The 19,664-nt window shown below is 39.7% G+C and carries 24 protein-coding genes and 1 pseudogene; 21 read left to right on the forward strand and 4 right to left on the reverse strand.

Features of this window, described 5'->3' with window-relative positions:
• Nucleotides 1-9 precede the first annotated feature (9 nt).
• Together MHI51_RS14060 and MHI51_RS14065 are read left to right on the forward strand one after the other, a co-directional pair.
• On the forward strand, nucleotides 10-1,113 hold the full coding sequence (locus MHI51_RS14060; RefSeq protein ID WP_076217926.1) for a Gfo/Idh/MocA family protein: 1,104 nt from the start codon (nucleotides 10-12) through the stop codon (nucleotides 1,111-1,113).
• A gap of 75 nt (nucleotides 1,114-1,188) precedes the next feature.
• Nucleotides 1,189-1,983 carry a hypothetical protein gene (locus tag MHI51_RS14065; protein ID WP_405173969.1) on the forward strand — a complete coding sequence of 265 codons (795 nt, stop codon included), beginning with the start codon at nucleotides 1,189-1,191 and terminating at the stop codon, nucleotides 1,981-1,983.
• Between the two features lie 89 nt (nucleotides 1,984-2,072).
• Here the strand turns inward: MHI51_RS14065 and MHI51_RS14070 are convergent, their stop codons facing one another.
• Together MHI51_RS14070 and MHI51_RS14075 are read right to left on the reverse strand one after the other, a co-directional pair.
• Nucleotides 2,073-2,894, reverse strand: coding sequence for a DUF2785 domain-containing protein (locus MHI51_RS14070; protein ID WP_076275710.1), 822 nt, complete (start codon nucleotides 2,892-2,894; stop codon nucleotides 2,073-2,075).
• Between the two features lie 28 nt (nucleotides 2,895-2,922).
• Nucleotides 2,923-3,807, reverse strand: a complete 885-nt coding sequence (locus tag MHI51_RS14075; protein WP_076217923.1) for an AraC family transcriptional regulator — start codon at nucleotides 3,805-3,807, stop codon at nucleotides 2,923-2,925.
• 124 nt (nucleotides 3,808-3,931) lie between these two features.
• Here MHI51_RS14075 and MHI51_RS14080 point away from each other — a divergent pair, with 124 nt between their 5' ends.
• The 3 genes from MHI51_RS14080 to MHI51_RS14090 are packed head-to-tail and all read left to right on the forward strand — an operon-like array spanning nucleotide 3,932 to nucleotide 6,384.
• Nucleotides 3,932-4,819, forward strand: coding sequence for a sugar phosphate isomerase/epimerase (locus MHI51_RS14080; RefSeq protein WP_076217922.1), 888 nt, complete (start codon nucleotides 3,932-3,934; stop codon nucleotides 4,817-4,819).
• 18 nt (nucleotides 4,820-4,837) lie between these two features.
• Nucleotides 4,838-5,869, forward strand: coding sequence for a Gfo/Idh/MocA family protein (locus tag MHI51_RS14085; RefSeq protein ID WP_076275709.1), 1,032 nt, complete (start codon nucleotides 4,838-4,840; stop codon nucleotides 5,867-5,869).
• A 41-nt stretch (nucleotides 5,870-5,910) separates the two neighbouring features.
• Nucleotides 5,911-6,384: a GNAT family N-acetyltransferase gene (locus MHI51_RS14090; RefSeq protein WP_341002444.1), complete on the forward strand. Its 474-nt coding sequence runs from the start codon at nucleotides 5,911-5,913 to the stop codon at nucleotides 6,382-6,384.
• A 62-nt stretch (nucleotides 6,385-6,446) separates the two neighbouring features.
• On the opposite strand, the gene MHI51_RS14095 is transcribed toward MHI51_RS14090, so the two are convergent.
• Nucleotides 6,447-6,941 (reverse strand): hypothetical protein, encoded by a 495-nt coding sequence (locus MHI51_RS14095; RefSeq protein WP_076217920.1) that lies wholly within the window; start codon nucleotides 6,939-6,941, stop codon nucleotides 6,447-6,449.
• A 171-nt stretch (nucleotides 6,942-7,112) separates the two neighbouring features.
• Here MHI51_RS14095 and MHI51_RS14100 point away from each other — a divergent pair, with 171 nt between their 5' ends.
• From MHI51_RS14100 to MHI51_RS14140, 9 genes and pseudogenes are all read left to right on the forward strand, one after another.
• Entirely contained in the window at nucleotides 7,113-7,979 is an 867-nt protein-coding gene (locus tag MHI51_RS14100) for a S66 peptidase family protein (protein ID WP_405173970.1), read from the forward strand.
• 121 nt (nucleotides 7,980-8,100) lie between these two features.
• The gene (locus MHI51_RS14105) at nucleotides 8,101-8,628 is read left to right on the forward strand and encodes a ClbS/DfsB family four-helix bundle protein (RefSeq protein WP_076194318.1); all 528 of its coding nucleotides are present in this window, start codon (nucleotides 8,101-8,103) and stop codon (nucleotides 8,626-8,628) included.
• 15 nt (nucleotides 8,629-8,643) lie between these two features.
• Entirely contained in the window at nucleotides 8,644-9,159 is a 516-nt protein-coding gene (locus MHI51_RS14110) for a TlpA disulfide reductase family protein (protein WP_076217918.1), read from the forward strand.
• Between the two features lie 10 nt (nucleotides 9,160-9,169).
• Complete coding sequence (locus MHI51_RS14115; protein WP_256718900.1) at nucleotides 9,170-9,301, forward strand: hypothetical protein; 132 nt, start codon at nucleotides 9,170-9,172, stop codon at nucleotides 9,299-9,301.
• Nucleotides 9,302-9,397: 96 nt separating this feature from the next.
• Nucleotides 9,398-9,562, forward strand: a complete 165-nt coding sequence (locus tag MHI51_RS14120) for a GNAT family N-acetyltransferase (protein WP_405174062.1) — start codon at nucleotides 9,398-9,400, stop codon at nucleotides 9,560-9,562.
• 386 nt (nucleotides 9,563-9,948) lie between these two features.
• Nucleotides 9,949-10,389 carry a hypothetical protein gene (locus MHI51_RS14125; RefSeq protein WP_175617375.1) on the forward strand — a complete coding sequence of 147 codons (441 nt, stop codon included), beginning with the start codon at nucleotides 9,949-9,951 and terminating at the stop codon, nucleotides 10,387-10,389.
• A gap of 44 nt (nucleotides 10,390-10,433) precedes the next feature.
• Complete coding sequence (locus tag MHI51_RS14130; RefSeq protein WP_405173971.1) at nucleotides 10,434-11,165, forward strand: DUF5071 domain-containing protein; 732 nt, start codon at nucleotides 10,434-10,436, stop codon at nucleotides 11,163-11,165.
• A 43-nt stretch (nucleotides 11,166-11,208) separates the two neighbouring features.
• Nucleotides 11,209-11,535, forward strand: a pseudogene (locus MHI51_RS14135) (PhzF family phenazine biosynthesis protein); the annotation flags it as partial.
• A gap of 14 nt (nucleotides 11,536-11,549) precedes the next feature.
• Nucleotides 11,550-11,765 (forward strand): sulfurtransferase TusA family protein, encoded by a 216-nt coding sequence (locus MHI51_RS14140; RefSeq protein ID WP_076129310.1) that lies wholly within the window; start codon nucleotides 11,550-11,552, stop codon nucleotides 11,763-11,765.
• Nucleotides 11,766-11,767: 2 nt separating this feature from the next.
• Here MHI51_RS14140 and MHI51_RS14145 read toward each other — a convergent pair whose 3' ends face one another.
• Nucleotides 11,768-12,652: a LysR family transcriptional regulator gene (locus MHI51_RS14145; protein ID WP_076135116.1), complete on the reverse strand. Its 885-nt coding sequence runs from the start codon at nucleotides 12,650-12,652 to the stop codon at nucleotides 11,768-11,770.
• A gap of 173 nt (nucleotides 12,653-12,825) precedes the next feature.
• On the opposite strand from MHI51_RS14145, the gene MHI51_RS14150 reads away from it, so the two are divergent.
• From MHI51_RS14150 to MHI51_RS14180, 7 genes are all read left to right on the forward strand, one after another.
• On the forward strand, nucleotides 12,826-13,515 hold the full coding sequence (locus MHI51_RS14150; RefSeq protein ID WP_076135115.1) for a YeeE/YedE thiosulfate transporter family protein: 690 nt from the start codon (nucleotides 12,826-12,828) through the stop codon (nucleotides 13,513-13,515).
• 66 nt (nucleotides 13,516-13,581) lie between these two features.
• The gene (locus MHI51_RS14155; RefSeq protein WP_076129313.1) at nucleotides 13,582-13,809 is read left to right on the forward strand and encodes a sulfurtransferase TusA family protein; all 228 of its coding nucleotides are present in this window, start codon (nucleotides 13,582-13,584) and stop codon (nucleotides 13,807-13,809) included.
• A gap of 22 nt (nucleotides 13,810-13,831) precedes the next feature.
• Nucleotides 13,832-14,392: a YeeE/YedE thiosulfate transporter family protein gene (locus MHI51_RS14160; RefSeq protein WP_232061338.1), complete on the forward strand. Its 561-nt coding sequence runs from the start codon at nucleotides 13,832-13,834 to the stop codon at nucleotides 14,390-14,392.
• 84 nt (nucleotides 14,393-14,476) lie between these two features.
• Nucleotides 14,477-15,697: an FAD-dependent oxidoreductase gene (locus MHI51_RS14165; protein WP_405173972.1), complete on the forward strand. Its 1,221-nt coding sequence runs from the start codon at nucleotides 14,477-14,479 to the stop codon at nucleotides 15,695-15,697.
• A 244-nt stretch (nucleotides 15,698-15,941) separates the two neighbouring features.
• Nucleotides 15,942-16,910 (forward strand): sugar ABC transporter permease, encoded by a 969-nt coding sequence (locus MHI51_RS14170; protein ID WP_076129315.1) that lies wholly within the window; start codon nucleotides 15,942-15,944, stop codon nucleotides 16,908-16,910.
• Nucleotides 16,911-16,939: 29 nt separating this feature from the next.
• Nucleotides 16,940-17,836 (forward strand): carbohydrate ABC transporter permease, encoded by an 897-nt coding sequence (locus MHI51_RS14175; protein ID WP_036678249.1) that lies wholly within the window; start codon nucleotides 16,940-16,942, stop codon nucleotides 17,834-17,836.
• A gap of 72 nt (nucleotides 17,837-17,908) precedes the next feature.
• Nucleotides 17,909-19,594, forward strand: coding sequence for an extracellular solute-binding protein (locus MHI51_RS14180; RefSeq protein ID WP_179087440.1), 1,686 nt, complete (start codon nucleotides 17,909-17,911; stop codon nucleotides 19,592-19,594).
• The last annotated feature ends 70 nt before the right edge of the window (nucleotides 19,595-19,664 follow it).

Here is a 19,664-nt window from a genome sequence, read left to right on the forward strand (position 1 = left end):
GATCAGCGAATGGATAAAGTCAAAGTTGGTATTATTGGATGCGGTAAAATCAGTAGCATCTATATGGAGAACTGTCAAAAGTTCGAGATCCTTGATCTAGTTGCATGTGCAGATTTGGATTTGGTGAGAGCACAAGAACAAGCGGATAAATACAATATTCCAAACGTCTATACCACAGAACAATTACTGAATAATCCAGAGATAGAAATCGTAATCAACTTAACGATCCCAGCTGTTCATGCGGAAGTATGCCTGAAAGCTATTGAAGCGGGTAAACATGTATACGTTGAGAAACCTCTAGCTGTGACGAGAGAAGAAGGCCGCAAAGTTCTGTCAGCTGCGCGGGAAAAGGGAGTACTTGTGGGCAGTGCACCGGAGACATTCTTCGGAGCGGGAATTCAAACGGTTTTGAAGCTGATAGATGAAGGAGTAATTGGCGAACCTGTTGCAGCTACTTCGTTTATGCTGGGCCGTGGACATGAGCATTGGCATCCAGATCCGGAATTTTATTATGCCGCTGGTGGAGGTCCAATGTTCGATATGGGTCCTTACTATTTGACGGCTTTGGTGCAGCTGCTGGGTCCTATTCATACGGTTAGCGGAATGACTGGGAAAGCGCTGGAAGAACGTACGATTACAAGCGAGAAGAAATTTGGGAATAAAATTCCTGTTCAAATTCCAACTCACGTAGCCGGAACCTTACGATTTGAAAATGGTGCCATTGCAACGTTGATTACAAGCTTTGATATCTTTGGCGGGAGCAACCTGCCGCATATAGAAATCTACGGAACGCTAGGAACGATTCAAGTTCCAGACCCGAATAACTTTGGGGGTCCCGTGAAACTCCGGCTTATGGGTGAGAATGAGTGGACGGAACAGCCGTTGTTGTCAGGGTATGATCAGAATACCCGCGGGATTGGACCAGCAGATATGGCTTACGCCATTCGGACGGGTAGAGGGCATCGTGCCAGTGGTGAACTGGCTTATCACGTATTAGAAGCAATGTGGGCTTTTCATGATTCTTCTGATGCTCATTCATTCTACGAAATGGAAAGCACCTGCACTCGTCCTGCGGCACTTCCAATCGGTCTTGCTCCTTACACTTTGGATTAGAGAATTCTTCCTGAAATTGCAACCTATCACTTCCGGTCTTCGTTTGAGAAGATGAAGAGTGGAGGTGTTAATAGGATGCGTAAGATAATTATTGGTTGGATATGGATTCCCGTTGTTATTTTGTTAATCAGTGGCTGTTCAGAGGCTCAACAAGCGAATAAGGAGCCGGTTCCAACTCCTGTAATTAGTTCAGAACCACAAATTCTAGCTTCTCCGAACCCTGCAATGGATGATCCAGGCGCGGTTAAGACTTTCTTATCTGCTCAGAGGATTCCTAACGGAGATATTTATCTGCAAGATAACAAGGTTCATATTAATATTGTAGGTTTGAACTCGAAGATTGAGCAAAGCTTTGCTCAGACTTTCACTGCAGGTACTTATGAGCTTCATGATGTGAAATATACGATGCAAGAGTTATTAGCTGCTCAAGAATTGTTGCATGAACAAGAACTATACCAGAAGCTGAATCTCTACGGCTCTGGTGTAGATACGATTGGTAATAAAGTAACTATTACCATTCCGTCAGATGATGCGGAAGCAGCTAAGCTTGAAATTGAAAAGTGGATCGATCCAAAGATGTTGACCTATGATATTTCAGAAATAGGTGATCCGCATGTAGTAGGTACAATCGTTGATATCGATACTAAACAGGCGAAGCGGATTCTAATCCTTGAACCTGGTAACGAAGATCCATCTTACTGGTTCACATTCAATGCGAAATCTGAAATGTTTAATGAAGCTGGAGAGACCATCAGCTTTAAGGATTTACAGGTTGGACAGCAGGTTAAGTTATGGAATACAGGGATGGTGCTGGAATCTTTTCCCGCGCTTGCGAGTGTGCGGAGGATGGAGCTAGCAATTACTGAGTAATCTAATAGACCCGTCAACAGGTAGCAAGTGCTCCACGTATTTGAACTGTAGATGGAAAGTGAGGGTGCTCTAACCCTCACTTTTTTTAATTAGGAATAGTATACTTTTTCTACTTTATATAATGTATGCTCGATTGTTGGACAGAGATTGGCATGTACTTTGTAATATTTAACTCGAAAATATAAACTTTTCAAAAAGTTCTTTATATTATTTTTTTGTTTAAAAGCAGGAAGAAATTCTGGATTTTTCTCCACATCACCAAAACTTTGAATCCATTGCTCTACATAAGTCTGACTAAGCATTTTTCTATCTAAAACACTCATTATGGATCTTACCATTCGCTCATCTTCCCCATCGGAGTATATTCGATCTGTTATGGTCATCTTTTCGTAAAACAAATCGAGGATAGTTATGAGGTCATTTTCATCCAGTTCGGAGCATTGAGCCAATTCATCTAAAGTATCTGCTGCATGGGCTATAGCATGAGCCCAGCCTTTTTCTTCGTCATACCCCCGGTAATCCCGCTCATTTTGCACACTGCAAAATACCTTCTCTTTTATCTGATGAATTTGCTCTCTTGAGAGAAATGGTGATTCTTTATGCCTCATGAAGAGGAGTGGGATGACTAGCATAGAGAAGGATCTAGTAAAGACAGAGTCTGTATTGGTTTCACCAAGCTTAAAATGCAAATGGTTTTTATCCAAGATAAGAGGTATAAGTTGTTCCAGTTCGTTTGTAGTTAGAGAATTACCTGGGATCCAATGTGATAAGGTTGTATAAATTAGCTCATCCCGTAGTTGGGCATCTAAAGAACCAATGTTATTTATCATTTCTTGTACCAACTGGAAGGTATCGGGAGGTGCTTGGTAATCATTTTCTTTTATGCATATCAACGTTTCTTTTAAATTCATTTTACATGCTCCTATTTTCCAGTGTGAATTATTTTCTAATACCGGATGGTGTAGTTCCTTTATATTGCTTAAACAGCTTGGTAAAATAATTAGGATTGTCGCAGCCCACTCGTCCAGCAATCTCCGTTACAGTAAAATCTGTCTCCAGCAGCAGACGTTCTGCTTCATTTACGCGGCAAAGATTAACATAATCGATGAAGGTTCGGCCGGTGAGCTTCTTAAAGGTTTTGCAGAAATGGTATGGATTTAGATTAACGGATCTCGCGGCACTTTCAATGGTCATTTTCTCATCAAAATGGTTCTCCATGTACTCCAGCAGTGGCTTAAAACGCTCACGATTGAAGGATTGACGTTCATTTGTTCTGCCAGAAACCTGTTCAGGCAAAAAGGTACGGGAGAGCAATACAAAAAGCAGATGAAGTTGATTTTTGATGATCAGCTGAAATGCAGGACCTTTCTGATGCACTTCATCCACGATAGTGCTCAGAAGAGAGTAATAAGTGGAACAGGTTGGAACTAGTGCCGCTGGTTTAACTGGTAGCTGATATCGATTCTCCAAATAGGGAGCTACGAATTGTTCATGTTGAGGATCTTGCTTCCAATCTTTAAATAAAGAACTATGAAATACGACGGATATAAATCGGACATGATCATCCCGCAGACTATATCCAACATGCAAACCTCCAGAAGGAACAAACAAAACCTCTCCGGGATGCAGTTCGTAGGGTTTGCTGTCGATGTGGAAAATGGCGCTGCCTGCTTGCATGATAATGATTTCGAAATGCTCATGCCAGTGTAGAAAAAGGATGTTCTGGCCGATTTTCGCATGTCTGCATTCATTAAAAAACAATCGAAACGGATAGGTGTTTCCTTCTAATTGAGGGTATTCTTTAAGATCATTAGGATAGCTCAATATTTATTCAACTCCCACAATATACGACTATATAAACACAATATAATAAGAGTTTTAAGCTCAAATGCAGTATATACTCGGGTTATAGAACTTACTATAAACCAATATTGGAGTGGTACACAAGATGAAGGATACAATGCGTATAGGTACATTAGTTGGTGGCGGAGATGCTGTTAGAGTGATTCCGCAAATCGTAGGTCATGGCTTCGAATCTTTTAGCTTAACCTTCTGGCAGACTACAGGTGAAACAGATCTTGTGGAAACTGGTAAGCGTGTGCAAGAACTTGCGGCAAAACATGATTTTGTGATTTCATCGGTTGGCATCTTTGGCAATCCTTTGACGAATACGGGTGACAATTCCGATGCATTAGCGAGCTGGGAACGGCTTATTGATCATGCTCATGTATTTGGTACTGATATGGTATCAGGATTCACGGGACGACTACCAGGAGTGTCCATTGATGAATCGATTCCGAAGTTTGCCGAGGTATTTGGTGAGCTGACAAAAAGAGCAGCAGATCGCGGAGTAAGAATTGCTTTTGAGAACTGTTCCATGGATGGCAATTGGACTTCAGGGGACTGGAATATCGCTCATCATCCAATAGCCTGGGAAAAGATGTTTAACGCTGTCCCTGCTGACAATATGGGACTCGAATGGGAGCCCTGCCATCAGATGGTGCAGTTGATTGACCCGATTCCACAGCTGCGCAAATGGACAGATAAGATTTTCCATGTACACGGCAAGGATGCCACCATCGCTTGGGATATTGTAAAAGAATATGGAATCCACGGCCCGAAACCTTATGTATGGCACCGTACTCCGGGTTTTGGTGATACGAACTGGACGGATGTTATCTCCATTTTGCGTCAGGCTGGTTATAAAGGCACCATTGATATTGAAGGTTGGCATGATCCTGTCTATCGGGATGAACTGGAAATGACGGGTCAAGTACATGCCTTGAATCATTTAAAACAATGCCGCGGGGGCAGCTTTGTGCCTAATCCGCTTTAATAAGTCAGGGGGAGAAATATGACAGCACAGTACCGTGTAGCGGTTGCAGGTTGCGGAGGAATGGCTAATGCATGGATTGAATACGCTTTATTGCGTCCAGATACTAAGATCGTTGCTCTAGTAGATATAAGGTTGGAGTCGGCTGAGGCGATGGCCGCGAAGCATGGGATTTCATGTCTGACGTTTACGGATATTAAGCAGGCGATACAGGAGACCGCAGCAAATCTCATCTTTGACGTTACTGTTCCAGGAAGTCATTTCAATATTTCTAGCACTGCATTGGAACTTGGATGTAATGTGTTTAGTGAGAAACCTTTAGCTGAGACTATGGAGGAATGTAATAAGATTGTTGAGATCTCGGAACGGACTGGAAACGCTCATGCTGTGATGCAGAACCGCCGTTATGATCCTCGTATTCGTTCTTTAAGAAAAATCATAGAATCAGGAACGATTGGTAGAACAGGATTTATCGGTGCAAGCTTTTTCCTTGGGGCTCATTTCGGGGGATTCCGTGATGTTATGAAAAGTCCGTTGCTGCTGGATATGGCGATTCATACCTTCGACCAGGCCCGGTTTATTAGTGGCGCGAACCCTGTGTCCGTATACTGTCAGGAGTTTAATCCTCCCGGCTCATGGTATGAGGGGAATGCTTCGGCAGTGTGCATTTTCGAGATGTCCGACGGTTCAATATTTACCTATCAGGGATCTTGGTGTGCAGAAGGTGCATCCACGTCATGGGAAGCTTCTTGGCGGGTTAACGGGGAGAAAGGAACCGCAATCTGGGATGGTCATGAGCTGCCATATGCTGAGGTAGTTACTGCAGGAGATCAGAGTGATAAGTTCATTCGTGACGTAAAGCGTGTAAATGGTGAAAACGTTGAGATGAGTAAAACATTCCATCAAGGGTGTTTGGATGAGATGTTCTTGTCATTGGCAGAGCAACGTCCTGCAGAGACGAATTGTAGAGATAATCGGTATAGTATGGCAATGGTGTTCGGAGCGCTGGAAAGTGCTGAATCTGGCCGGAAAATCGATCTAGTGGAGTTTTGAGATTGACTTCTGTTACTACAATCGCCAGCAAGGAGATCAAAATGAATATTAGAGCTTACCGAGAATTGGATCTTAGTCAAATTGTCTCATTGTTCTACGAAACAGTTCATTCCGTAAACAAACAAGACTACTCACAGGAACAGCTGGATGCTTGGGCACCTAAAGAGGAAGAGGCACTTAAGCTTAATACTTGGAGAGCTTCTTTACGTCAAAATATCACTTATGTAGCCGAAATTGATAATATTATTGTGGGCTTTTCTGATATGACAGCAGAAGGACATTTGGATCGATTATATGTTCACAAAGATTACCAAGGGCAAGGTGTAGCCTCTGCATTGGTGAATAAGTTTGAATTGAAAGCAAAAGAACAGGGTCTTTATGAAATGGATACCGAAGCAAGCATCACTGCTAAACCTTTTTTTGAACGATTGGGGTACCAGGTTATTGCGAAACAAAGTGTAGAACGAAAAGGTGTTTTGTTGGTCAATTATAGGATGAGCAAAAAAATAATGTAATTCAAAAAAGCAGGTTGCTCATTAGAGCAGTCTGCTTTTTATGATAAGAAGGATATTCAAATTTACCCATCAATCAAGTTCATTAATGCTACAGTATCAAATCGATCCCCTTGCACTAACCATTTACCGTCCACATCAAAGAGAGTCAATATACCTTCCAAAGGTACACGTTTACTTTCTTTGTCATCCTTATCCAATAAAACAAGATCCACCGTATATTTTAACTCGACAATATCCTTTTTTTGTTCGGAAAGGTTGAATTTTAGGTTTTCCGGTTTTAAAGAAAGCTTTTGTGTATCAGCGATTTTAAATGGGATAGTTGTAATTCGGTTCGCTATAGCCTTTTCGGAAAAGTATTCTGTAAAATACGGTTTCATCTCTTCATTTCGCGCAAGAATGGATTCATCAGACATTAAATCCTCAGAAGCCTTGACGGTATATTCTACATTTTTATATTTCTCTGCGGCTTTAGTAGCATCATCTACTTCTGAACTACATCCCATAATTAACGCCAGGGATAATAATATCATGCTTAATATCAACGGTGATTTACGCATTAGTACACCCCCAATGTATTTGATCTTGCATTATTATACTTATATTACCATGTTGTGGTTTCATAATTTCAAGAAGAAAATGATTCAAATCCCTAAATATGGTATGGTGTAAATATGATCGTAAATTTGAGGAGATTAAACTAAAAAGTAGAATCGAAAGGATTATTAAAAATGAACACAACCTTAAAATTTACTCACGGGAATAAAGTAGGACTGATTGCTTGTTCAGATGGTGTGAGAGTAGAAAACCTAGCAAAAGTAGAGGAATTAAAAAGAGTTTTGCATTCCTTTGGACTCCATGTAGTGGTGGCTAATACTTTGTTTAGAAAAGAGGGATATTTCAGCGGCAATCCCAAGGAAAGAGCAGTGGAGCTGAATCAACTATTTAAAAATACTGAAATTAGCGCGATATTCGATATTTCAGGTGGGGATTCTGCCAATCAGATCTTAGAGTACATAGACTATGAAAGTATCCGAATGAACCCCAAACCCTTTTTCGGAATGAGTGATTTGTCAGTTATTTTGAACGCGTTATATACGCAAAATAATTCGAAATCCTATCATTATCAGTTGATGAATCTAGTGTCTTCTGATGGGGCGGAGCAGCAAAGGGCTTTTTATCGAACATTCTTCGAGGGTCAAAACGATCTTTACGATTTCCGGTATCATTGGGTTCGTGGTAACCAGATGAGCGGGATAGTAATCGGGGGGAATATTCGCTGCTTTTTGAAGCTGGCAGGGACAAGCTATTTTCCGGATCCTTCGGACAAAATTTTATTGTTGGAGAGTTTAAGTGGCAGAGCTAACAAAATAGTCTCCTTTTTTGCTCAGCTCCAGCAATTGAAATATTTTGATGCTTGTGCTGGATTGATTCTAGGGTCGTTTTCAGAACTTGAGAACTTTAATGAATTCCCGATAGTAGAAGAGTATGTGAAGGAAATTAGCCATTCCGCCTCCATTCCTATCATAAAGACAGCTGAGATTGGGCATGGCAGTAACAGTAAGTGTATTGTTGTGGGTGATAAAATCACTTTGTAAAATTCTTTATCAAATTCCTCTTGCCAGAGAACTTGGAAATGGAGCATATTTATTGAAATCAGAGCGAGTACATAATACATTTGTAAAGTAATTTAATAAAGTGATTTAAAGGAGGGGTATGATGTCAACACACGATTATCTATCAAAAGAAGAATTGAAAGATGCGATTCATATTTCCTATCAGTCTCTTGATCATGAATTTGATGGCATTGAGAACTCCCAAAGAGACAATCGTATGGAAGGGGTTGATCGTACCCCAGCAGAAATCATTGCTTATCAATTGGGCTGGTTGCATCTTGTTATGAAATGGGATAAGGATGAAAAAGCAGGGTTAACCGTTATTACACCTTCACCAGATTATAAATGGAATCAACTTGGCGGATTATATCAATCGTTTTATCATACATATGCTGCCTACTCATTAGATGAGTTAAGATCTTTATTTCAAGAGACAGAACATCAGTGGCAGAACTGGATTGATTCTTTAAGTGATGAAGAACTTTTTACGCAAGGCGTGCGGAAATGGACAGGAAACAATCCAAGATGGCCAATGGTCAAATGGATTCATATTAATTCAGTAGCACCGTTTAAGACTTTTCGTTCTAAGATTCGTAAATGGAAAAAGCTTAATGTAACTAAGGAAGTATAAAAGGACGGATTATTTTTGAAGAAGATATCTATTATTGTAAGTACATTTATATTTTTGATTGCATTAAGCTCGATTATACTTGTCGTAGTAAACAACTCTTCTAAACCCATTAAGAGTCCTGAGAACATTGAACTAAAAGAGTTGGCGAATGGAAACAAAATTCAAGTGGACTTTTCGGAGAAACCGACTGTATTCGTATTTTTCACCTCATGGTGTCCATATTGTAATGACGACGCTCCTAAGATTGTCTCATTGTATGAGAAATATAAAAATAGAGTGAACATATACGGAATCAATTTGCTTTATCAAGATGATCTTTCTGAAGTAAAACAATACGTGGCGGATTACAACATTAAGTATCCCGTTCTCCTAGATGAAACAGGTGATCTCCATAAACAATTTGGTGAACAAGCTTTTCCAGCGTTGTTTTTTATAAACTCTGATGGCAAGGTTATGGATCAAATTATTGGCTCGACTGATTTTGACGCAATTGAGAGCTCGTTTAAGATTTTCATTAAAAACTATGATTAAGGAGGTTGAAATGAATACGATTCATTTAGAGGTTTTTGCAGCAAAAGATCAATCGGATGTAGATATATTTTGGGGACTTTTTAATAGTTACATTGATGAATTATCTCTCCACGTATCTATGGGCGATGAACAAGAGATATAAATCCTTTAAATTTGTTTCTTATACATAAGGACGGTACTGTGCTTGGATTTTTAATGTATGTTACTTATTTTGATGAGGGTGGAAAGTGTTTTTTTAATGGAGTATTATATTGAACCTACGTATCGGAATTTAGGGTATGGTGAATTTGCCTATTCAATGGTCGAAAAACATGTTTATGCAGACGGTGCAAAGTATATCGAGTTAACCCCGACTAATGATGCAAATGAAAGGTTTTGGCGCAGTGTGGGGTATATGAAATAATCGGATATGGATGAGGATCATAAATACATTTATCGGAAATCACTTTGTATCTAAACCGTAAGGAGTTAATCCCTATGATCAAAAAAAGAAAGAAACTCATAATCATCACCGCATTTCTTTCATTTTTGCTTCTGATGCTGATTGTAGTCTATATAATAAATCCTCAACCTGTTATGTAGAACCAGATTTTACAGAGGTCACAACAACGATACTTTTGAACGATATTGATCCAGACGTATTTAACGCGGATGTGATCGCCCATTCAGAAATTAATAGATGGTTTGGAATCTTTGTCAGGTTTAGTGGAGCTTATTGATGGATTAAATAATGGAAAAGATTCCAAAACAATCTATAAATCAATCGAATCCCAAAGCTAGGAGGTTGAGATGAAGAAATTCATTATTGTAATTCTAGCCATAATTGCTTTATTGCCATTACATGCGGTCTACGCGGATTGGGCCGGTTCGTTTGTTGTTTATTCAGGTGACATCTACGAAATATCAGACGATGAACTCATCCCCTCCGAAGAAATCGATAAGAAGATAGGGCATGTAACTAAATATTCCGATGAGGAAGGCACGTACAGGGGGAATTTCTCGAATATTTATCCTAAAGGTACGCCCTACTACTCAATTATCAATACCGATCCAAAAGATTACATTGCTATTAAGACCCAAGAGGATATCTTTGTAAAAGCTTATAATAAAGGCCATTATCCCAATGATGAATTGGTTAAAAAAACGATTTGGATGTATTTCTTATTGGGGACATCGGTTATCGTCTTATTAATAATTTGGATAATGAAGCGGAAGAAAGCAGTGTTGTAGCTAGAACGGCGTGGTGGAAAATTCAAGTTCAAAGGGTGAATCTAGTGGAAGAAGCATCTAGTCTAATCAAAAAATTATCATGGCACACACGCGAAGAGGAAAAGGAAGATGCAATTAATAAGCTACAATATATAAAGGATGAAGCTTTGCATTTATTAGTACAACCTATATCAAAAGACTATTGGGATGGAGCGGCTGAAACAGTCATACGTTTAGGATATCCACGTGTGAAAAGCATATTGCCGGGTTTGCTTGAATGGATACAAGATTTAAATTGGCCAGGTGCGGGGGAAATAGCTGGTTTTTTACTTGAAATAGGGGATCCGATGATTCCATATGTTAAAGATGTACTAAATCAACACAGCGATGATCAAGAATGGGTGTATTGGATTTTCGAAAAATTAATTGATCATTGGAACACGAAACAAGTCCAACAGATACAAGCAGAATTAATTAAGATTTCACAGGAAAAAGCCAATGACCTATCGGCATTAAGAATCTTATTAACTCACGGTATATACGCAAAAGATATGGTCTGTGAAATAATCCAGCACAAAAAAGATGTCCTTGTATTTGAACTCAAGGAACTTCATGATACTCATCTTGAAATTGATTGTGAAGCTCTTCATAAAGAATTCTTAAATCAACAGCCTAATGTAATTAAACAGTTTCATGAGCACAATAAAGACCGTTTTTATATATGTAATGCGATATCTAACCGCCAAGAAGTTTTAAGAGAAATAGAAATTTTTACTGCTGAGTTTCTCACTTCGTGAAGTTATCAAGCTTTACTGAAATAAATTGAAAGGAGACTAACCAATGAACAACATAAAAGTACCTCATTATGATGCTTTTTCTCCTTATCCCAACAAAGGAAATCCAGCTGGTGTAGTATTAGATGCGGCTCATTTGAGCGAAAGTGACATGCAAGCGATAGCTCATAAGGTCGGTTTTAACGAAACAGTTTTTGTAGTCTCATCAGATGTAGCTGATTTAAGGCTTAAGTATTTTACGCCAGGCCATGAGATCAATCTTTGTGGACATGCTACAATGGCATCTTTATTTGCTTTAAAAACAAAGGGGATCCTTGGTGAGGCTGGCTCGATAAAGATCGAAACAAACGTGGGGGTGCTACCCATTCAATTCAGTATGGTAACTTCATGATTGAAATTGATTGTCTGGGAGAAATCTGTCCAGTACCAGTAATGATGTTAAAAAAACATCAAAAAGCCATTCAAAATGGCGAACAGGTGATGCTGGTTACTGATCATAGCTGCGCAAAAGTTTCCATCACGGATTACTGTCGTGGTTCAAATTTGAAATGTACCATCCAAGAAGTTATTAATGGGGTATGGGAGATTACGATTGAGATATAAGTTCAACACAATGTATCAATCAATGTCTTTTCTATATAACGAATTAATTGTTTCGTATCATTGTCACAACGCTGATTATGTTTTTTTACCATGTAGACATCGTTATTTACTTGGAACTGATCAATATGAATAATCTTGAGTTGTTTACTATACAACTCTTTTTTTATGGACATATAAGGCAGAAAGGCAACACCATGTCCTCTAATTGCAGCAAGCTTTACCGCCTCAAGGGAGTCCAGATTAAACAGTATGTTTAATTTAAGCTCACCCGCAGATATGTTATTTAAAGCCCTTTGCACACAATGAAGCTGTGAGGACCAGATTAACGGATATTTAGGGAGCTCATTCAGTGTGATTTTATCAGGACAAACGGTCGTACTGCTTGCCACTAGCATAACTTGATCAGAAAACACCATATTGGAGCTTAATTCAGATTTCGGGGAAGGCCCGGAAATAAAGCCAACATCACCTTCTTCAAGAAGCAAACGTTCTTCTACTAGTGACGATGCCCCTTCGTTTAGAGTGATATGGCAATTGGGAAAATGCTTTTTTACCTCATATAAGGTACATGGCAGGGCATAATTACAGACTTCTGGAATCGCATAAATAGACAGCTCATGTTGTGTTGGCTGTAAATGATTGATCTCTGTGACCATATCATCATACAATTTACAGATTTGCTCCGCATACTTCTCTGCTATAATCCCTGCTTCTGTTAGGCTGGCCCCTTTATTACTTCTCACAAAAAGCTCAGAACCTAAGGTATTCTCCCAGGATTTCAACTGCTGACTCAGTGCGGATTGGGTGATATGAGATTTCTGAGCGGCTTTAGATATACTTTTTAACGAAGCAATATCTAAAAATAATTTAAGCGTTTCCATATTCATACTTATTCCTCCTGTTGCCCGCTGTTAGTGCAAACTATAGCATACTTGATTACGCTCCATCTGTGCCATTAGTAACACTTATACAGCATAAAGAAAGCAGATAACCACAGCATAAATAAGTATGTTACTATTTTCACATAGTCAATTACATAAAACGATGGAGGTGTTAGACTATGGGGCAAACCGTAAGTCCCGAAACGAAATCAACCCGAACCAGAGCTCCTAGAAAACCTAAAAAGAGTCAGTTGCCCATCGCGTTGCTGGTCACAGTTCTCATTATTGGGTTTGGTTTTTTCCTAGACCATTCCCACGATAAAATGGTTGTCTACCTGCTTTTCGGTATTTCGTTTGGCGTTATTTTGCAAAGATCACGTTTCTGTTTTACTGCATCACTTAGAGATCCATGTATTACAGGCAGCACATCGGTAACAAGAGCTGTACTGATAGCATTTTCTCTCGCTACGATCGGATTTACAGCCATAAAGTATCCAGCATTCCTGGAAGGTAAACCGATTCCTGGGATGGATAATGTGGGTCAAATCAGTTTTGCTTTGATAATTGGCGCAGTATTATTCGGAATTGGCATGGTTATTGCAGGGGGTTGCGCTTCGGGTACATTGATGCGTGTAGGTGAAGGATTCACGATGCAGATGTTGTCACTTGTGTTTTTTGTCATTGGGTCACTTTGGGGATCACATGATATGGGTTGGTGGAGAGCTAACGTTATAAAGGATGCACCCACTGTATTTTTACCAGACGTTTTTGGTTGGCTTGGAGCACTAGTTGTTCAGTTCCTGATCATTCTTCTGTTGTACATCGCTGCAGTTAAATGGCAAGAGAAAAAGATGGGAAGCGCAGATTAGTTTAAGTTATTACGTGAATATTTTCACTATTAGGAATTTGAAAAAATATAAAAGGTGGTTTTTAAGATGGCTGAATTTACACTTGATTGCCTGGGAGAAGCTTGTCCGGTACCGTTAATGAGAACAGAAAAGAAAATGACTGAACTAAATGTTGGAGACGTTCTAGTTGTTGCTATTGATCATAGCTGCGCAATGAAAAACGTACCAGAATGGGCGAGAAAACAGGGACATAATGTGGAAATCGAAGAGGTCGATGATGGCGAGTGGGAAGTTGTTATTGAGAAGGTAAAATAGGATCGCTAAGTAGGAAAGGACGGTGAATGAAACGGTGAACGAATTCTGGTTGAAGATATCGTCTAACCGCTTTTACAAGCAATTGCTCAAAGAACCGTTTACTTATGTAACTGGAGCTGTACTTCTCGCTGTGTTCGCTACAGCACATCTGGCTGTTTTCTCAAAAGGATGGGGAGTAACCAGCGCCTTCGCGGACTGGGGAGCTTGGGCGTATCGACTGGTAGGAGGAAATGTAGATAACTGGGCTTACTTTAGTACGGAGAAAGCTCAAAAAACATTATCTTCCGGATTTTTGAATGATGGTGGGTCCATTCGAAATGTAGGGATTATCTTAGGTGCATTAGCAGCGACATTGTTTGCTTCCGAGTTCAAGCTTAAGAAAATTAAGTCCAAAAAGCAGGTAGTGGCGGCTGTACTTGGTGGGCTGCTTATGGGGTACGGAGCTAGACTGGCTAATGGATGTAATATAGGTGCATTATTTACGGCTATAGCTTCTTTATCGCTTTCAGGCTGGATTTTTGGATTGTTCCTGCTGGTTGGTGCATTTATAGGCAGTAAATTATTGGCCAAATTCTTTATGTAAAAGTGAAATAGACTGAGCTTATAGTGCTGACGAGAGTCAGCCTATTTTATTGAAATCATAGTCTACACAGGAGGGTCAATTGAAATGGAAAAGAAGACAGAACAGTATGATGTCGTCATTATCGGTGGCGGGGCTGCTGGATTAACAGCAGGGATCTATTGTGGACGAGCAAAATTGAAGACACTTCTTTTGGAAAAATCGCTGGTAGGCGGTCTTGCGACTTATACTAATGAAATAGAAAATTATCCTGGTTTTCCTGAAGGAACGACCGGAACAGATCTTATGGGATTATTTCATAAACAAGCCAAAAAATTTGGTGTTGATTTCAAAATGACAGATGTCAAATCTGTCTCGGTAGCGGAAGAGATTAAAGTAGTGGAAACCTTTCGGGTTCGATATGAATGTAAAGTCATTATCATAGCCAGTGGAGGAAAACCAAGAATTACAGGTGCAGCTAATGAAGATATGTTCTTATATGATAAAGGGATTTCCTTCTGTGCAACCTGTGACGCTGCTGCAAATACGGGGAAAACAGTTATGGTCGTTGGCAGTGGTGATGCAGCTATTGAGGAAGGGATGTTTCTGACTAAGTTTGCAGATAAAGTGATCGTATCTGTCATGCATGATCATGGGAAAATGGATTGTAATGAAATTGCCAAAACGCAGGCACTAGAAAACCCTAAAATGGAATTCATGTGGAATACGGTGGTAAGTTCTTTCGAAGGTGAGGAACGTTTGAATTCCGTCGTCCTGAAAAATTTAAAATCTAATGTACTGCAAAGCGTTAAGGTCGATTCATGTTTCTTATTTATTGGATACACCCCGAACACAGAAATTTTATCAGGGGTAGTAGATTTGAATCGTAATGGATATGTACTTATTAATGAGAAAATGGAAACGAATATACCTGGGGTCTTTGCAGCAGGAGATGTGTGCGATAAATTTCTAAAACAAGTTGCTACCGCTGTTGGCGATGGTGCCATTGCAGGGTATGGTGCAGAGAAGTATATCTCTGAATGTGAGGTGTATGAGCATCAAATTCTGAATCAAGGCAAAGCATCTGTTGTTTATTTATGGAATGCCACAGATCCTTCCTGTCGGGAGTTATTGCCTTTAATTGAGGGATTTGAGCAATCCCATTCGGAGGTCAGGGTCACAAAGGTAGATGTATATAAGTCACCCGGACTTGCTGCCAAGCTAGGGATAGATTCAGTTCCTTCTATTATTTATCTGGATAATGGGAAGGTCCAAAAAGTAATTACTGAAAAGATAAATGAAGAAATACTGAGGACTCTTGCTAATTAAGGAGAAAGTCAAAGACACATGCAGATGTTATCTCTGTATGTGTCTTTTTTTATTCAAGCTTAAGGAATATGAGACGAGCTAATGCAAGAGAGTGTCAAAGTATCAATAATAGTTGTTTTGTCATATATTTTTGAAAGCGCTTAAACCTTATGATTATTTTATAAATGTTGCAACTATATCGGAGGGAGAAAGGACATCAATTATCTGTACATATCTTCAAAATCATCACAAGGAGGATTCACCTATGGCGAACGCAAGCGTCGCACCAGACAAGAGATCCGGACCGAATCTCAACAAGCAACGAACTAGCGGGATCAGACGCTTTTTTAAGCAAATAGATCTACAGCTTATGGTATTGCCAGCACTTGTTCTAGTTTTTATTTTTGCCTATATCCCCATGTACGGGATTCTAATTGCATTCCAGGATTACAAGTTAGGTAATAGCTTTATTAGCAGTGACTGGGTTGGCTTAAAGCACTTTATTTACTTCTTTAATGCTCCTGAATTTGAAGTGGTTATGAAAAATACAATCATCATCAGCTTACTGAAGTTTTGTTTTGGATTTCCTGCACCGATTATTTTGGCGTTAATGCTGAACGAAGTCCGTAAGATGTTCTTTAAACGGGTGATTCAGACCGTTACTTACTTGCCTCACTTCTTATCTTGGGTAGTTATCGGCTCAATGGTTACCTCGATGTTATCCGTAGATAACGGCAGTATAAATATGCTGCTTGAGAAATTGAAATTCATTGATGAACCGATCAACTTCCTTTCCATGACAGAATATTTCTGGGGCATTTTAGTTACAACCAATGTATGGAAAGAAATTGGATTTGCTTCAATCGTGTACTTAGCTGCCATTGCTGGTATTGACCCGCATTTATACGAAGCGGCTTCGATGGATGGTGCAAGTCGGTTTAAACAGATATATTTGATAACGTTGCCTTCAATTATGCCAGTTGTAATCATCTTTATGATTTTGGCAATCGGTAATCTGGTGAATGCAGGATTCGAAGATATTTTGATCCTAGCTTCCAATCCAGCTCTGCGAGAAGTGTCAGATTCAGTTGATGTATATGTTGTACGTGTCGGTATAGACAATTTCAGGTACTCCTATGCGACTGCTATCGGATTGTTCAAGGCCGTGATCAGCGTGACATTACTTACCTTTGCCAACTTCATTGCCAGAAGAGCAGGGAACAGCTTGTGGTAATGAATTACTCAATATAGGGGGACCAAACTATGAAACGTATTAATATAGGAGATCGAATATTTATAGGATTCATATATGTATTTTTGACCTTACTGGCATTTTCCGCTTTTTATCCATTTTGGAACTCACTTGTTATTTCCTTTAATGAGGGGATGGATACTTCGAAAGGTGGAGTTACTTTCTGGGTCCGTGAGTTCACGCTTGAGAATTATAAGATCGTTTTTGAAGATTCTCGTCTAATGGGTGGATTCGTCATTGCTACATTGCGGACAGTAATCGGTACAGTAACAGCGATACTGGCCACTTCGATATTCGCTTATGGAATGTCGAAGCGTGAACTGATGGGTCGCAAATACTACATGATTATGTGTATCATTACTATGTATTTCGGTGGGGGACTCATTCCGTCATACATGCTTATCAGAAGTTTAGGTCTCTTCAACTCATTTTGGGTGTTTATAATTCCTGCACTGGTCAGCGTATGGAATATGATCATATTCCGGACCTTCTTTCAAGGTCTTCCACAAGGTTTAGAGGAGTCAGCAAAGATTGACGGTTGCGGATATTGGGGGACTTTTGTCCGCATCGTACTTCCTTTGTCGGGACCAGTTATAGCAACATTATCTTTGTTCACAGCAGTAAATCACTGGAATGAGTGGTTCGTAGCGAGTATTTACATTACGAAAGAGGAGTTAATGCCGATTCAGACCATCTTAAGACAGATATTGTTCTCTAATATTGCTTCAGAACAGCTGTCTAATGTAGATGCAAGCTCCATTGCTCATATTAACTCGGCAAAGAAAATAACCTCGAAGTCATTAACGATGGCTACGATCATGGTTGCAACCATTCCGATTGTATGTGTGTATCCATTCCTACAAAGATTCTTCGTTAAAGGGGTCTTGGTCGGATCATTGAAAGAGTAGGATGATAGAATGAGAATGGGTTTAGAGCGTATTGCTTTGAACATAGATTACAAATTGAAAGGGGAAAATACATTGAAGACTAAGAGAAAGATGCTTCTCGGTATGATGTCTACCTTGCTATTAACGACTTTGGTTGCGGGTTGTGGTGGCAACAATTCAAGCGCTCCGGCGGCAACTGCTGAACCAGAGAAAGAAGGAGGAACAGCGGTCAACACAGCAACTGAAGCTCCTGCGGCTGATTTGTATGAATTAGGGAAAGAACCGCTTGAAGTCTCATTCTACGGAAATTACGGCTGGTATCAAATGCCGAAATGGGGCAAAGATGCTGCTTCTAAATGGATTTTAGATAATCTGAAGATCAATGTCACAGGAATTAGCTCTGGTGGTAATAACGCTCAAAAGCTGCAAACGATGATCGTTGGTAACGAGCTGCCGGATATTGTGTGGACCGAGAAAGGTGCTGACGTAGAACGTCTTCGCCAAGCGGATATGCTAGTTCCTTTGGATGAATATATTGATAAATATCCAAACTTTAAGAAATACTTAACAGCTGGACATATGGAATTGCTTCGTTCCCCTGATGGGAAGATCTATCAGCTGCCGAATTATTATACAACTCAACCAAACGGAAACGCCGGTTATGCTATTAATAAAAAGATTTACAAAGAGCTTGGTTCACCTAAGCTAGAAACGACAGATGATTTGTATGCTTATTTAAATGCTGTTAAGGCGAAGTTCCCTGACGTTATTCCGTTCGAGACGGGTTTAGCGAGAGATGGTAACGGAATTGACCAGTTATTCTCCTCTTTTAAAGAGAGTAATCTGTCGTATACTAGAATATACGCCGTACCTGATGGCGACAAAATGGGTTCGATATACAAGGATGAAGGATTCCGTGAGTCAGTTGTATTTGCTGCTAAATTAATGCGTGAGAAGCTAATGACGCAGGATGCGAATACTCAAACAGAAGATCAAATTAGAGAGAAAGCGATGAATGGCAAGTTTGCTGTTATTGCGACTTTTGATCCAATGAAATTGCTCGCCACTGCTGATGAAGAGATGAAGAAGACGGATCCGGAAGCTGGATATATGTTTATTAAACCGATTTACAAAGCTGGTTTGGATCAAAGTAAGATTACTCCAGGAACGTATAATCAGTTAGGTTGGAACGTTGCTACAATCACTAAAAACGCTAAAAATCCAGAGGCTGTATTCGCTATGCTTGACTGGATGACAGGACCAGAAGGTTCTATGGTTCTTAACTGGGGTCCTCCAGGACCAGAAGGGTATTGGGATGGATTTGAAGCAGATGGACTTACTCCTAAATTTAATAAAGATAAATATCTGAATGAGCCAGAAGCTCTGTCCGAAATTAACGGAAAAGCCGGTGACTTGGTATGGGTAGGTAATACTGTTTTCTTGGATAATACAAAGAAAATGATGTTGCAAACCCTTCCAGCTGACAAGATTGACTTTAGTAACCGTTGGCAGATGGAAGTAACTTGGGCTTCGCAAGGTGACTTTACGGAGTTCCTGAATTGGGATCCGGCTCCAGACAGTGAAGAAGGGATTATCAGACAAAGTGTCAGAGATATCTGGTTAACAGCAAGAGCAAAATCGATGTATGCGAAGACTGATGCAGAAGCATTAGCAATTCTTGATAAAGCACATGAAGATTCTATCAAGGTTGGCTATGAGAAATTCCTTGATTATGTAACAAAAGTATGGACAGAAAATAAGAAAGCTTTAGGTAAATAATAATTTGTAATACGAAGGTTTGCTATTTAGCAAGCCTTCGTTTTTACGTCCCATTTCTTGTACTCATTGT

It is taken from the genome of Paenibacillus sp. FSL H8-0260, assembly GCF_045040625.1.
Classification (GTDB): domain Bacteria; phylum Bacillota; class Bacilli; order Paenibacillales; family Paenibacillaceae; genus Paenibacillus_AQ; species Paenibacillus_AQ odorifer.

Excerpts from the sequence above, each read along its gene's own strand:
- MHI51_RS14060 (WP_076217926.1), top strand. The coding sequence starts at position 10 with ATGGATAAAGTCAAAGTTGGTATTATTGGATGCGGTAAAATCAGTAGC.
- MHI51_RS14065 (WP_405173969.1), top strand. The coding sequence starts at position 1,189 with ATGCGTAAGATAATTATTGGTTGGATATGGATTCCCGTTGTTATTTTG.
- MHI51_RS14070 (WP_076275710.1), bottom strand. The coding sequence starts at position 2,894 with ATGAATTTAAAAGAAACGTTGATATGCATAAAAGAAAATGATTACCAA.
- MHI51_RS14080 (WP_076217922.1), top strand. The coding sequence starts at position 3,932 with ATGAAGGATACAATGCGTATAGGTACATTAGTTGGTGGCGGAGATGCT.
- MHI51_RS14085 (WP_076275709.1), top strand. The coding sequence starts at position 4,838 with ATGACAGCACAGTACCGTGTAGCGGTTGCAGGTTGCGGAGGAATGGCT.
- MHI51_RS14090 (WP_341002444.1), top strand. The coding sequence starts at position 5,911 with ATGAATATTAGAGCTTACCGAGAATTGGATCTTAGTCAAATTGTCTCA.
- MHI51_RS14095 (WP_076217920.1), bottom strand. The coding sequence starts at position 6,941 with ATGCGTAAATCACCGTTGATATTAAGCATGATATTATTATCCCTGGCG.
- MHI51_RS14100 (WP_405173970.1), top strand. The coding sequence starts at position 7,113 with ATGAACACAACCTTAAAATTTACTCACGGGAATAAAGTAGGACTGATT.
- MHI51_RS14105 (WP_076194318.1), top strand. The coding sequence starts at position 8,101 with ATGTCAACACACGATTATCTATCAAAAGAAGAATTGAAAGATGCGATT.
- MHI51_RS14115 (WP_256718900.1), top strand. The coding sequence starts at position 9,170 with ATGAATACGATTCATTTAGAGGTTTTTGCAGCAAAAGATCAATCGGAT.
- MHI51_RS14120 (WP_405174062.1), top strand. The coding sequence starts at position 9,398 with ATGGAGTATTATATTGAACCTACGTATCGGAATTTAGGGTATGGTGAA.
- MHI51_RS14125 (WP_175617375.1), top strand. The coding sequence starts at position 9,949 with ATGAAGAAATTCATTATTGTAATTCTAGCCATAATTGCTTTATTGCCA.
- MHI51_RS14140 (WP_076129310.1), top strand. The coding sequence starts at position 11,550 with ATGATTGAAATTGATTGTCTGGGAGAAATCTGTCCAGTACCAGTAATG.
- MHI51_RS14145 (WP_076135116.1), bottom strand. The coding sequence starts at position 12,652 with ATGAATATGGAAACGCTTAAATTATTTTTAGATATTGCTTCGTTAAAA.
- MHI51_RS14150 (WP_076135115.1), top strand. The coding sequence starts at position 12,826 with ATGGGGCAAACCGTAAGTCCCGAAACGAAATCAACCCGAACCAGAGCT.
- MHI51_RS14155 (WP_076129313.1), top strand. The coding sequence starts at position 13,582 with ATGGCTGAATTTACACTTGATTGCCTGGGAGAAGCTTGTCCGGTACCG.
- MHI51_RS14165 (WP_405173972.1), top strand. The coding sequence starts at position 14,477 with ATGGAAAAGAAGACAGAACAGTATGATGTCGTCATTATCGGTGGCGGG.
- MHI51_RS14170 (WP_076129315.1), top strand. The coding sequence starts at position 15,942 with ATGGCGAACGCAAGCGTCGCACCAGACAAGAGATCCGGACCGAATCTC.
- MHI51_RS14175 (WP_036678249.1), top strand. The coding sequence starts at position 16,940 with ATGAAACGTATTAATATAGGAGATCGAATATTTATAGGATTCATATAT.